This window comes from Brevibacillus antibioticus, assembly GCF_005217615.1.
GTDB lineage: Bacteria > Bacillota > Bacilli > Brevibacillales > Brevibacillaceae > Brevibacillus > Brevibacillus antibioticus.
This window is the reverse complement of sequence record NZ_SZNK01000001.1, coordinates 2,908,968-2,921,571: the sequence shown is the minus strand read 5'-3', so window position 1 is coordinate 2,921,571 and position 12,604 is coordinate 2,908,968. Positions and strand designations below refer to the sequence as shown.

General features: G+C 47.9%; 13 protein-coding genes. 9 read left to right on the top strand and 4 right to left on the bottom strand.

Annotated features, from left to right (window positions below; genetic code table 11):
* Positions 1-49 precede the first annotated feature (49 nt).
* Complete coding sequence (locus tag E8L90_RS30770) at positions 50-469, bottom strand: hypothetical protein (RefSeq protein WP_244297221.1); 420 nt, start codon at positions 467-469, stop codon at positions 50-52.
* 116 nt (positions 470-585) lie between these two features.
* Entirely contained in the window at positions 586-1,062 is a 477-nt protein-coding gene (locus tag E8L90_RS30765) for a hypothetical protein (protein ID WP_244297220.1), read from the bottom strand.
* A gap of 460 nt (positions 1,063-1,522) precedes the next feature.
* Between E8L90_RS30765 and E8L90_RS13640 the strand changes: the two genes are divergently transcribed.
* Complete coding sequence (locus E8L90_RS13640) at positions 1,523-2,551, top strand: phosphotransferase (protein ID WP_137029859.1); 1,029 nt, start codon at positions 1,523-1,525, stop codon at positions 2,549-2,551.
* A 55-nt stretch (positions 2,552-2,606) separates the two neighbouring features.
* Here the strand turns inward: E8L90_RS13640 and E8L90_RS13635 are convergent, their stop codons facing one another.
* The gene (locus E8L90_RS13635) at positions 2,607-4,595 is read right to left on the bottom strand and encodes a bifunctional 2',3'-cyclic-nucleotide 2'-phosphodiesterase/3'-nucleotidase (RefSeq protein WP_137029858.1); all 1,989 of its coding nucleotides are present in this window, start codon (positions 4,593-4,595) and stop codon (positions 2,607-2,609) included.
* A 214-nt stretch (positions 4,596-4,809) separates the two neighbouring features.
* Here E8L90_RS13635 and E8L90_RS13630 point away from each other — a divergent pair, with 214 nt between their 5' ends.
* Positions 4,810-5,382, top strand: a complete 573-nt coding sequence (locus E8L90_RS13630) for a BofC C-terminal domain-containing protein (protein ID WP_137029857.1) — start codon at positions 4,810-4,812, stop codon at positions 5,380-5,382.
* Between the two features lie 86 nt (positions 5,383-5,468).
* Here E8L90_RS13630 and E8L90_RS13625 read toward each other — a convergent pair whose 3' ends face one another.
* Positions 5,469-6,554: a hypothetical protein gene (locus tag E8L90_RS13625; RefSeq protein WP_137029856.1), complete on the bottom strand. Its 1,086-nt coding sequence runs from the start codon at positions 6,552-6,554 to the stop codon at positions 5,469-5,471.
* A gap of 132 nt (positions 6,555-6,686) precedes the next feature.
* Between E8L90_RS13625 and E8L90_RS13620 the strand changes: the two genes are divergently transcribed.
* The 7 genes from E8L90_RS13620 (at position 6,687) to queA (ending at position 12,526) form a co-directional block, all read left to right on the top strand.
* Positions 6,687-6,878 carry a hypothetical protein gene (locus tag E8L90_RS13620; protein ID WP_017247563.1) on the top strand — a complete coding sequence of 64 codons (192 nt, stop codon included), beginning with the start codon at positions 6,687-6,689 and terminating at the stop codon, positions 6,876-6,878.
* A gap of 150 nt (positions 6,879-7,028) precedes the next feature.
* Positions 7,029-7,529, top strand: coding sequence for a crossover junction endodeoxyribonuclease RuvC (ruvC, locus tag E8L90_RS13615; RefSeq protein WP_007724528.1), 501 nt, complete (start codon positions 7,029-7,031; stop codon positions 7,527-7,529).
* Positions 7,526-8,143 (top strand): Holliday junction branch migration protein RuvA, encoded by a 618-nt coding sequence (gene ruvA, locus E8L90_RS13610; RefSeq protein ID WP_137029855.1) that lies wholly within the window; start codon positions 7,526-7,528, stop codon positions 8,141-8,143. Before ruvC ends, ruvA begins: the two co-directional genes overlap by 4 nt.
* A 4-nt stretch (positions 8,144-8,147) precedes the next feature.
* Positions 8,148-9,146 carry a Holliday junction branch migration DNA helicase RuvB gene (ruvB, locus tag E8L90_RS13605; protein ID WP_012685582.1) on the top strand — a complete coding sequence of 333 codons (999 nt, stop codon included), beginning with the start codon at positions 8,148-8,150 and terminating at the stop codon, positions 9,144-9,146.
* Entirely contained in the window at positions 9,143-9,361 is a 219-nt protein-coding gene (locus E8L90_RS13600) for a DUF2905 domain-containing protein (RefSeq protein WP_012685583.1), read from the top strand. The genes ruvB and E8L90_RS13600 overlap by 4 nt, the downstream gene beginning before the upstream one ends.
* Before the next feature lie 158 nt (positions 9,362-9,519).
* The gene (locus E8L90_RS13595) at positions 9,520-11,454 is read left to right on the top strand and encodes a SpoIID/LytB domain-containing protein (RefSeq protein WP_137029854.1); all 1,935 of its coding nucleotides are present in this window, start codon (positions 9,520-9,522) and stop codon (positions 11,452-11,454) included.
* 43 nt (positions 11,455-11,497) lie between these two features.
* Positions 11,498-12,526, top strand: coding sequence for a tRNA preQ1(34) S-adenosylmethionine ribosyltransferase-isomerase QueA (gene queA, locus E8L90_RS13590; RefSeq protein ID WP_137029853.1), 1,029 nt, complete (start codon positions 11,498-11,500; stop codon positions 12,524-12,526).
* Positions 12,527-12,604: the final 78 nt, after the last annotated feature.

Sequence of the window (12,604 nt, the reverse complement as noted above, 5' to 3'; positions counted from 1 at the left end):
GACCACCGCAAAGAACGACGCCCCCGCATCCAATGAGTGAGGCGGCCCCTTATGTGAAAGAAAGACCGATTACGGAAGAGGAAGAGATGGAGGTCCCGCAACAAATCGAAAGACGGCCAATTGAGCCGGAAGAATCAGGAGAGGTGGAAATCGAGTCTAGGGAGGAAATTAGGCCTACGCCACTGCCTGCTCCCATTCCAACGAGACCACCCAAGGAGATGCCTAGACCTCCCAAAGAAATGCCTAGACCACCGGCCCCTTCTGTTTCACCAGAGGTAGTCAGGCCAACGGCACCACCAACATTACCGCCTCCTCCACCGACACAGCCGATCCCAAAACCAACGGAGAAGCCAAGTGAAAAACCGATCGAAAAACCGATTGAGAAGCCAACACCGTATAAACCGCCGAACATTTCAGGCAAGCCAAATGTGCTGCCGCCTGTTCCGCCTGTTCCTATACTTCCACTCATACCGACTCCACCTCCAACCAGAGTGAGTCCGTATATTTATCCACCAGCGATTCCACCGAATCAAAATGTGCCTAGCATTCCATATAGACCACCGACTCAGGTTTTGCCATTACAGCCTACACGACCGCCAGCAAATATTTGCCCACCTTGCCCACAGCCGAATTATCCGCCACGGGTAAGTCCATTGCAACCGATGCAGCCAAACTACCCACCACGGGTAAGTCCATTGCAACCGATGCAGCCAAACTACCCACCACCACGGGTAAGTCCATTGCAACCGATGCAGCCAAACTACCCACCACCGCGGGTAAGTCCATTGCAACCGATGCAGCCAAACTATCCACCACCACGGGTAAGTCCATTGCAACCGATGCAGCCAAACTACCCACCACGGGTAAGTCCATTGCAACCGATGCAGCCAAACTATCCACCGCCACGGGTAAGTCCATTGCGGCCGACGCAGCCGCCTTCGAAGGTGAGCCCACAACAGCAGCGCAAGCCACCTTCAAAAGTAAGTCCACAACAGAAGCTGAAGCCATCAACGAGGGTAAGTCCAGAGCAAGAGCGTAGGCCAATGCCGCAGGTGCGTCCATTCCCGCCATTCCCACCATTCCCACCGTCGTTCATGCCACCATTCCCGCCTTGCCCACCGTTCGGGAACCCGTGGATTGACCCGTTTTATCCAAATCGAAGACCGATTGTAAGTCCAGAACAAATGCGACCAATCAATCCATTTCCAATCGCCCCACCATCGATCAGACCGATGCCGTTTCCTTATCCATGCCCACCACCATTTCCACCCATGCCATTAAAGCGGCCACGAGCGAAAAAGCCTGTGTGCCCGGAACCAGTGGAGTCATCATCATGTGAGTGTTCTTCTGAAGTCCCGGAGTACAGAGGCCGAAAAGGCAAGTACAATCGTTCTCCACAGGGGATTCACAATAACATGATGTTCCCGCCCTCCCCGTGTATGGCTTCTATGCCTGAACAAGGGGTTTGGCCGAACTGGGGAGATGGGCATGAAGAATCCTCTTCTTACTGAGAGGGTATGGGATGAACAAAGGAATCTTATCCACTATTGAAAAGGTTTTTCGCTGTCAAATCTACGGGGTGAAGCCGAAGCGAAACGTCAACCTGTTAAAAACAGACCGGGGCCACTGGATACTCAAAGGATATAAGCAGGTCGAAAAAGCTGTGTGGGTGACAGAGTTAGCAGATGCACTTCATGAGAAGGGCTTTCATCATACGGTGCAATATGTGGCGAGTCAGGAAGGGTCCAAAATTTTTACATTTGAAGACCGCCATTACACCATCATGAAAATGATTGATGGGCATGAAGCAGATAACGCTTCTCTTTTCGATGTTAAAAAAACAGCAGAGACATTGGCACGTTTTCATGTTGCAGCTCAGGGTTTTCCTATTGCTCATTCCTATGCGTATGAAGGAAAACCGGCTCTTTTAGATAAATGGGAGAGTCGCTTGGAATACTTTGAGCGCTTGATGTGGTCGATTGAACAGAAAGGACCCCAGAGCAAACTGGAGCAACTCATTTCCCAACAGGCAGATCACGTCCTTCGGGATGGCAAGGAGCTGCTACAATCTGCCTACAAGCTGCCTTTGACGCCAGAAATGTTTGTAGCCATGGAGAGGGGGACACTCGCGCACAGAGACGTGGCGAGTCATAACTTTTTGCTTACGGAGCGAGGTAATTGCTATTTGATTGACCTTGATACAGTAGGTCATGATCTTCAGCTTGTTGACCTTGTACAATTGATGTCGCGGATGCTATTGATGCAAGAGTACGGCATGGATTCCTTTGTAGAAGCGATGGAAGCCTATAGTAATGTCAACTATTTATCTGATACGCAAATTTGGGCTGTTCATCAATTGCTTCGCTATCCGGATAATTTCTTGCGGGAGGTAACGGGCTTGTATAGCCAGCGCCCAGGCTACCACATGCGGGGGGTCATGCAGCTGATCCAAATGGAAGGCAAAGTGATGGAGAATCGTCAACGCTTTTTAAACGACGGAGAACGAATTTTCCAGCGCTCTCCGTGGGGGCATTACCATTTTGTTGGATAATTGGATCAAATAAAACATCCCTCTCGAAAGAGGGATGTTTGTGTTGGTGACAAGCTTACTTGGAAGCAGGCTTGGACAAATCAATAGAGAATTTCGCAAACCCAGATTCCAATACGTTGATGAACTTGATGTTGGACAATTTTTCAGCAAATGGTTTCGCGTCAGGAGAAGAAGTGAATGTAACGTTCAACTTGGCATCTACTGGAGCAAAAGACCAGTTGTTGTCTGCTGCTGGGTCGATATTTTTTTGGTTCAGGATGTAATCGATTACGATTTGACGGTTTTCATCTGGAGAATCGATTACGATGTTTTTACCATCTAGACCTGGGAACGCACCGCCGCCGCTTGCACGGTAGTTGTTGGTTACGACGATGAATTTGTCTTCAGGTTTTACTGGTTTACCGTTATAAGAGAGGTTTTTGATGCGGTTTGCATCTTTGTTTGCTACTTTTCCATCTACTGCGTATTTGGATGGCTGTGTCACATCGATTTGATAAGTAACGCCGTCGATTACATCATAGTTGTACGTTGGGAAAGACTCGTTGATAAGTGGTTGCTCATCTGCTTTCTTTACATCGATTTGGTTGAACTGTCCAGCGGAGCGCTCCAACCATTCTTTCACCGTAGCCCCATCAACCAGAACCGCTTTCAATGTGTTCGGGTAGATGTACAGGTCAGATACGTTTTTGATGGCGATTGTACCAGCTGGGATATTGGAGTAGTAGCTTACTCCGTTGCGGCCGCCTGCTTTAAATGGTGCACCAGCAGACAGAACTGGAATGCCATCGTACTCTGTACCCTTCACGTTTTTCTCAACGAACCATTTTTGTGCATTGGTTACAATTTGGATAGATGGGTCATCTTGCACGAGTGCAAAGTAGCTGAAGATCGGGGAAGATGTTTTCCCTACAGCAGAACGAACCCATTCAACTGTTTTATCGTGATCTACTTTTACTGCCTCTACGATAGCTTTGTCTGCATCAGCCAAGGATGCTTTGTTCGCTTTGTCATAGATCGGAACTACTTTTGTAACGGACTCAGCCACTTTCCATTTTCCTTTTTCTTGTTTCAGCGTCAGGTCGATCTGGCCGAGGTGGTTACCCCAGAAGCCAGGCATAACGGCAGGTTTACCGTTGAACGTTCCTTTTTCTGCATCAATGCCTGGAATTTTATCGTATCCAGGGCCAGGGAATACGGAGTGGGAGTGTCCGAACAAGATCGCGTCGATACCATCTACTTTGCTCAGTTGGAAGCTAGCGTTCTCCAATTGAGGACCACCCTCGATAGGGCCAATTCCGGAGTGAGGGACTGCGATGATGATGTCCGCCCCTTTTTTCTTCATTTCAGGTACGAATTTGTTGGCGGTTTCTACGATGTCCTTCGCGATTACTTTTCCTTCCAGGTTAGCCTTGTCCCACTGCATAATTTGTGGAGGAACAAAACCGATTACGCCTACTTTGAGTTTTACATCTTTGCCGTTCTCATCTTTAAAAGTACGCTCCAGGATTTCATAAGGAGTGAACATGTTTTTGTCATTGTCAGGGTTTTTGTCCTTGTCGTCTACATAGACGTTAGAGTTTATGTAAGGGAATTTCGCACCCTTCAAGCTGGTCTCCAAGAACTCCAAACCAAAGTTGAACTCGTGGTTACCGATATTGGCAACATCATAGTCCATCTGGTTCATTGCTTTGTAAGCAGGGTGAATATTTCCACCTTTTAACTGGTCAATTTTTGCCACGTAGTCACCCAATGGGTTTCCTTGCAACAAGTCACCGTTGTCGATCAGAAGGCTGTTTTTCACTTCTGCTCTTGCTTTTTTGACCAATGTCGCAGTTTTTGCGAGGCCAAACTCGTCTGTGTTTTTGTCTTGATAGTAATCATAGTTAACGATATTGGTGTGGATATCTGTCGTTTCCAACAGGCGGAGCTTAATGACAGAATCTGTTTGCGCGCTTACTGGAGTAAGAGGAAAAGAGAGTGCGCCAACAACCAAAGAAGTGCTGAGGAGAAAAGCAGTCAGCATTTTTTTGTTCGTTTTTTTCATGTTTGAAATTACCTCCATAAGTTTACAATAATGCCAAGCAAAAATAGTTTATCATTAGATTCGAAGGCTGGATAGATAGCTAGATGAAATAGTATATTAATTTTTTGTATTGACAAAAATAAAAAAACATAACGTCAATCCCTCTTTGGTCGTGTATGCCCCTATTTTTTTGTGGCAATGATAGGAAGAAAAGCCTATAAAGAAGGGGTTCTATGTGACTGAGAAGAAAAGATGGATGGTTTACGCGACGTGGGGTGTAGCATTAGCCACAGGCGTCGTAGTTGGTATCCTGTTAGTGAGTAAGGAGGGAAACGATTCAGGTCTTGCGCGCTTACTGAACCATACAGGTGAAGCAAATGTAGTCGCGGGTGCGTCGTACGAGTTGGTTTTAGCACGCCATTATTTATGTGGGGTGCGAGATGAAGAACATGTATCAGTTCGTACCAATCAACTGGCAGACGTCATGGGCGATTACAATGGATGGGAAATTGTACAAGCTGAGCCTGTGAAGATGATCTTGATGAAGCGAGAGCAGGATATAGCGCCAGTGTGCAAGGAGAATGGACATATCGGAATAGCAGCGGACGGAATGCTTGCCCTGTTTCATGGTCTGCCTGCTGAACAAGATGTCGTGCAAACCTTTTATCGAATCGATACTGCAAAAATGGAAGCGAGTCTGCCAAAAGAGGAATGGGAGAATCTGAAACGGGGGATTCGCATTCGGAATTTGGCAGAGTATAACAGTGTATTGTCCACCTATGGCGAATACCAATGGAGCGGACAATGAATACGGGTAGACCTAAAAGCAATCCCTTTCGAGCCTTTCGTGTAACAAGCACGTATTGGACAGGAAAGGGATTTTTGTTTCCATTGCTATGGATTCAGTTCAACCGCAATGATTTGCCAGCGTTCCCCCGGGACTTCGCGGCGCAAAAGAAACTTCCATGTCCTTCGAAAATTTACGCCTTCCTCAGCGGTATACGTGAGCCGAACAGGAACTTCTATCAAAAGGGGGCCACGTTCGTCTGACGGGATGACGATTTCTGACGTTCGTACAGATTCAATCGAAGACAGCCCTTCTGGAAGTGAGAATCCGTCCGTTGTCATTCGCATCGCATGAGTGTCGTGCTCATGCAGAGCCGTGAGGAAATAGCCGACCAGCTCTTCAGGAGAAGCCCCTTTCATTGTAGTCGCCAGTGCTCCAGAGGCTTTGAGAATCATCATACTGTGACTAGGATCAGGCTCTGTGCGTCGATGGGTGGAGCTGCCAAAAAAGTGGATACAAAAATGCCCCGGGAATTCATTTCCTTTAATCGCACCAGCGCCATGAGGCATTCCGTGCATGGATGCTGCAAAATAAGTACCGTCTACCTCTACCAGAATGGCTCTGCGCTTCCACGACCATTTCCCTTGATAAATGTTCTTCATGATCTGTGTATCCTTGCGCGTCAACGGTTGAACATCGGCATGGCGACTACCTGCTCTACGCTGCACATCAAAACGTTGTCCAGTCTCTAAATCAATCACGGTACCGAATTCCATCCGTTTCAACGTTTTTTTCACCTGTTCCCAGGGTAGGGCTTGTGCAAAATGGACAGCCTCTACAGACTTGACCATTTCTTCGATCCGCTGGCGAGCATCGTTTGCCAACACATAACGGCGAGGCATTTCTTTTTCATAAAGCTGGCCATCGTGATCATATACATACGTTCGTTTTTTTATGGTCAGTGTAGCTCGTATCCAGTGCGGGTTGTAGGAGGCGACTTGGGTAGTAGAGCCCAATAGCCGCTTCGTAAATTGCTTTTGATCACGGAAGGCCATGGTCGTTTGGAAGGAGGACACGGGTGACACCGAAACGGTGACCGTGATGTCACTCTTGACCTCAGCAAATGCAGAGTGTGGCATTGCCAATGCGATTACGAAAAGGCATATACAAAAAATAAGGACTTTGCTTCGCAATAACCAACACCTCCACTGCTTATCATTTCAATTAGATATCTGGGTCATGTGACGTAAATCTTGGTATCATAACGCCATTGCGCTTACGCCATACTGATTTCATACGGTGATCGAAGGAGGAGTCTTTAGACCATGTCTACCATGCCTAGAGGTAGCTACAAAGACCAGTTCCATCAGCGTTTGTACGTCCAGTTGAACCAGGGGCACAACAAGCTCAATTACCAACAGATCAACAAGATCAAAGAGCACATGCAGAGTGGCGTAGACGAATATGCCCACTTGCAGCATGATGTGTCGGATTCACTCGGAATGAACAAACACTAATAGACGACGCCGTATAACCCGTTCCTTTTATAGGGAGCGGGTTTTTTTTATAAGGTGGTGAACTTCGATATAAAATGGAAATACACGTTCGCTTTTTGGGTGCTTTGTGTTACAGTAGAGAGTAGAATCTTTGCTCACGGAGAGTGGACTATGCGCATTTTAGGAATTGACCCTGGCATTGCGATTGTTGGCTTCGGGGTTGTGGATAAAGAGGGCAGCCAATTGCGTCCCGTCCAATATGGAAGCATTCAGACAGAAGCAGGATTGCCAGTACCGCTTAGATTGAAACAGATTTTTGAGGCAATGCAGAGCCTTCTGGAAACATATCGTCCTGATGAAATGTCCGTCGAAAAGCTTTTCTTTAATAAAAACGTGACGACAGCCTTTACAGTTGGTCAAGCGCGAGGGGTTATTATACTTGCAGCAGAGCTGGCTGGTGTGCCGGTCTATGAATATACCCCGATGCAGGTCAAGCAAGCCGTGACTGGGTACGGGGGAGCAGAGAAGAAGCAAATACAGGAAATGACGAAGCTCCTATTGCGGTTAAAAGAAGTACCAAAGCCTGACGACGTGGCGGACGCATTGGGCATTGCCATTACGCACGCACAGTTTCGCGCGTTCATTTCCATTTCGGAAGGGGTTCAGAAATGATTGATTTTGTAGAAGGTACACTTAGTTATCTCGATTCGGAATACATAGTCATCGAAACGGGCGGGATTGGTTATCGACTGTTTTGCCCAAACCCGTACCAATTCGTTCGGTATGAAGGCAACAAAACCAAATTGTTTACCCATCACCATGTGCGCGAAGATGCCATCCTGCTGTATGGCTTCGCTACCCGTGATGAACGCGATTTGTTCCGCAAGCTGCTTGATGTTAGCGGAATTGGTCCAAAGGGCGGATTGGCTATTCTGGCTGCGGCGACGCCTGAGCAGCTGGTGATGGCGGTTCAACAGGAGAATGTTACCTATTTGACGAAATTTCCGGGGATTGGGAAAAAGACGGCCCAGCGCATTATTCTCGATTTGAAGGATAAATTGGTAGGGTACACCCCATCTGCGATTTTGACTGTTGCAGCGGGTGATTTGACAGCAGGCGAGAAAGCTGTGTCTGCACTGAACGAAGCACTCGATGCGTTGACTGCACTGGGTTACTCTGATGGTGAACTGCAAAAAATCAGAAACACGCTGTCTGAGAAATCAAAAGAGGGCGATGGTGTAGAAAAGCTCATCAAACAAGGGCTTGCGTTGCTCATGAGGGGGTAGGATTTTGGATTCTCGGATCATCACGACGCATATGAATTGGGAAGAAGATGCGGCGGAGTTGAGCCTCCGTCCTCGCTATTTAAACGAATACATCGGCCAGCAGCATGTGAAGGAAAACTTGAAAATCTTTATTGAAGCAGCCAAAATGCGGAAAGAGTCGTTGGACCACGTACTGCTGTACGGTCCGCCTGGTCTGGGGAAGACGACGCTGTCGCAAATTATTGCAAATGAGCTGGGTGTGAATATCCGAACGACGTCTGGTCCGGCGATTGAGCGTCCCGGTGATTTGGCAGCGATTTTGACCAATCTCCAAGAAGGCGATGTCCTGTTTATTGACGAGATTCACAGGCTCAACCGTAGTGTCGAGGAAGTTTTGTATCCAGCAATGGAGGATTTTGCGCTGGACATCATAATCGGTAAAGGGCCAAGCGCTCGCAGTGTCCGTTTGGATTTGCCACCATTTACACTGGTGGGGGCTACGACGCGGGCTGGAATGCTTTCCGCGCCGCTTCGAGATCGCTTTGGAGTTGTAAATCGCCTGGAGTTTTATACAGTCCCGGAACTGACCTTTATCGTTTCGCGTGCAGCCGACATCCTGCAGGTCGTCATTCGCGAAGGCGGAGCAGAAGAGATTGCCAGACGTTCACGTGGAACACCCCGGGTGGCAAATCGTTTGCTGAAGCGGGTTCGCGATTTTGCCCAGGTAAAAGGCGAAGGTGTCATTACGACAGAGATTGCCAAAGAAGCGCTGGAAAGATTGCAAGTGGATGCTTGCGGTCTCGATCATATCGACCACAAACTATTGCTGGCGATTATTGATCGTTTTGACGGTGGACCGGTTGGACTGGATACGATCGCAGCAACAATCGGAGAAGAGTCACAAACGGTGGAAGATGTTTGCGAGCCATACCTCATGCAGATTGGCTTTATGCAGCGGACGCCGCGGGGGCGGGTTCTTACTCCGAGTGCATACCAACACTTTGGTCGGGAGATGAAATCGTGAATCCTGTAGCCAAGCTACTCATTATTGGTGGTGCTGCTTTAATCGTAATTGGTCTTTTGTGGCAGGTAGGAGGCAGATTTTTGCCGCTGGGGCGCTTGCCAGGAGATATCGTGGTAGAAAAGGAAAACGTCAAGTTCTACTTTCCGATTGTAACTTGTATTGTAATTAGCATCGTCCTGTCTCTTGGTATGTATTTATTCCGGCTGTTTAAATAGGGAAGTGTGAAGGCCATCGGAGCTCATCGTTCCGGTGGTTTTTTTGCGTGCGGGCGTTTGGTCCCATTTTACGAAAAAGGCAGGAGATTAGCCTGCTATTGTCGAAAAACATGGGAAGACATGCCAATTTTTGTTGAAAATCAGGTGGAGAAAGGACAATGGACGACATGAGAAAGAAATGGATGGGGAAAGTCCTTTCGGTGGGCCTGCTATCAGTAGTTCTCGTAGGAGGACAAGTACCAGCGCAGGCAGCCGGCGACAATATCAGAGTTGCGCTATTTGTGGATACAGGACAAGGCTATCGGGGAGTAGTTCCTTCCGTTACGCTAACGGCTGAAAATGGAATGGAAGTTGTGCTCAACGGACCCGAAGGCAAGACAGATTTACCCGATTTAAAGGGAGATGCAGCTCGTTACCGGGTTGATGAATATCATCTGATCGTTGCCGAAACAGGTGACTGGAATCGCGCACAGCAGATTGCACAGCAAATGAGCCAACGAAAATACGAGGGCTCAATCCAGGTGGCAAAGCGTAACGGTCAGACCGTCTATCAGGTTGTGAGCGGAACGTATGACACGTATCAAGCTGCAGCGAATCAGGCAAAAACAGTTGCCCAAGCAATCGGACAGAATCCGCTGGTAAAAGGTCCGCATCGACTCGAAGCGGGTAAATTCAAAAGCTTAAAGGAAGCGCAAGAATGGCAAGCGTCATTTGAAGCAGCTGGTATTCCTGCTTATCCCGTGATGGTATCAGATGGGGATAAAGTCAAATATGCGGTTTGGATCGGTGACGAGGTTAGCCCTGATGCCGTGAAAGAATTGAAACGAAGAGCTAATGCCGCATTCCCTTCTTTCTCCTATCAGGAGCCAGATAGCCAATCTTATGTTATATTGAAGCAGGATGTATACGGATCACCAGATGAAGTGATTTGGAAGTATGTATTCTCCCCTCAAGTAAAGCTGACAGTTGAAGCGAATAAAGCAGGCAATGAATCAGTGATTGGCGTTGTGGAACGAGAGCAGCGCACATATCGCGGTGAGCTAGAGCTGTCGGAATACAATGGTCACTTGACACTAGTAAATGAGCTTCCTATGGAAGAGTATCTGTATGGAGTCGTTGGCTCTGAAATGGCTCCAGGCTGGCCGATGGAAGCATTGAAAACGCAGGCGGTCCTGTCGAGAACTCGTGCTGTGTGGCAAGGCAATAAGTATGGGGTTGCCAACGTGTCAGATACAGTTTTCGAACAGGCGTATTATGGCTATACAAAAGAGTCTGATGATGTGCGTGAGGCCGTCGACGAGACAGAAGGCGAAGTCATTTACTACCAAGGCAAGCCAGCCGAGTCGCTCTTCTATTCCAATGCAGGCGGTATGACAGCGGACGGCACAGAAGTATGGGGCAACCCGGTTCCTTATTTACGATCTGTCGAGAGTAAAGACACGTATCCAATGGACAATGCAAGTGTATGGTATCGCGTGGCTTTAGCAGATGGAACGCTCGGCTATGTAAGAAATGATCTGGTGACCGAAACAGGCCAGAACAATTCAGCGGGAAAAAGAATAGCGGTCATTTCGACTGAAAATACCAATCTGCGCTCAGGTCCAAGTACAACGACGAATCGGGTATTGTCCGTACTCCCTACTGGTGCAGAGGTAACGATCCTCTCAGAAGTAAAAGAAGAAAATGCGTATTCGTGGACGCGCGGTCCCTTTACCTCTACAGAGATCGCAGCCATGATTAATGCCGCACATGACAAGAACAAAGCTCCACGCATTTCAGGAAACGTAACGAGCCTGAAAGTGACAGGACGCGGTCCATCTGGACGTGTGATCGCGATGGAAGCAAACGGGAAACCAATTGTCGTTTCTTCACCGGATGCATTCCGTTCTGTTTTTCAACAAGGTGGCTCCCCTCTTCGCAGCACGAAGTTTGAAGTGGAAAAAATCAATGGTTCGCAATTCATCTTCCGTGGTACTGGCTTTGGGCACGGACTTGGTGTTTCGCAATACGGAGCTCGTGCAATGGCAGAGGAAGGGTATGACTACAAAGATATCTTGCAACACTACTACCAGGATGTGACAATCGAAAAGTAAGTCGTTTGCCACAAGATCTACCGCAAAAAGGAGTAACGATTTCGTGGACGTGCAACAATTTGATTTTGATTTGCCGGAGCATTTGATTGCCCAGCACCCGCTAGAAGACAGAACTTCATCGAGATTGCTCGTGTTAGAGAAACAAACAGGCAATATCGTTCATCAGCAATTTACCAATTTAATCGATCACCTCCAAGCAGGGGACGTACTCGTCATGAATGACAGCCGCGTTTTGCCTGCCAGATTGATAGGTGAAAAGGCGGAGACTGGTGCGAAAATAGAAATCCTTTTGTTGAAATCACTTGGTGACGATCGTTGGGAGACACTAGTGAAGCCTGGGAAGCGGATGAAGCCGGGGACAGAAGTGGTTTTTGGTAACGGTCTTTTGCGCTGTGTTTGTGAAGACGTGACAGAGACGGGTGGACGAATCGTGCGCTTTTTGTACGAGGGAATCTTTTATGAGATTCTCGACCAATTAGGCTCGATGCCTTTGCCTCCGTATATTCACGCACAACTGGAGGACAGTGAGCGTTACCAGACAGTTTATGCGAAGGAGCGCGGCTCGGCAGCAGCTCCGACAGCCGGGCTTCATTTCACGAAGCCCTACTTGGAGCAAATTGCTGCCAAAGGCGTACAGCTGGCTTACGTGACCCTGCATGTGGGACTTGGGACTTTTCGCCCTGTATCAGCAGATTCCGTGGAAGAGCATGTCATGCACGCGGAATACTATGAGATTCCCGAGGAAACAGTAGAGCTGGTGAACCAGGCAAAAGCAGAAGGCAGAAGAGTAATCGCTGTCGGGACGACATCCTGCCGCACATTGGAGACAGTAGGGCGCGCGAATGGAGGAAAGCTGGTGGCAACCTCTGGTTGGACGGATATTTTCATTTATCCGGGCTACACGTTTTCCATCCTAGACGGGCTACTGACAAACTTCCACTTGCCCAAGTCTACGCTCGTCATGCTAGTGAGTGCTTTGGCTGGAAAAGAGAATGTGATGCGTGCCTACAAAATGGCTGTGGAAGAGGAGTATCGCTTCTTCAGTTTTGGCGATGCGATGTTCATTTTATAAAAATGTGAACAACCCACCTGTATAAGTGTATACTTATTAGTCAGGTGGGTTTACTTCACTCGGAAGTTTTTCTATAAT